General features: G+C 46.4%; 1 protein-coding gene. It reads right to left on the reverse strand.

Annotation, left to right across the window (positions count from 1 at the left end; genetic code table 11):
• A partial coding sequence (locus tag EWU22_RS13410) for a hypothetical protein (protein WP_231962916.1) occupies positions 1 to 252 on the reverse strand: 252 nt, incomplete at both ends.

Genomic DNA, 252 nt, shown 5'->3' on the forward strand with positions numbered 1-252 from the left:
GACTACTTGAACTATTCGCTCCTGAGAAGGTAATATTATGTGAGCCTGTATACCCTGTTGCCGTATTTCCTTGAGCATCTTTCGCTGTTACGGTAATCGTTTGAGGACTGCCTGCTGTTTGAGTGCCTGTTCCGGTGACTACTAATTTCGTCGCTGCTCCTGAATTGACAGTAACACTAGAGCTAGTAGCTGCCGTTCCTGATGCTGGAGTGAAAGTGAACGTTCCTGCTCCTGAAGTTCCTGTGAATTTCA

This window comes from Aquirufa nivalisilvae (assembly GCF_004307455.1).
Classification (GTDB): Bacteria; Bacteroidota; Bacteroidia; order Cytophagales; family Spirosomataceae; genus Aquirufa; species Aquirufa nivalisilvae.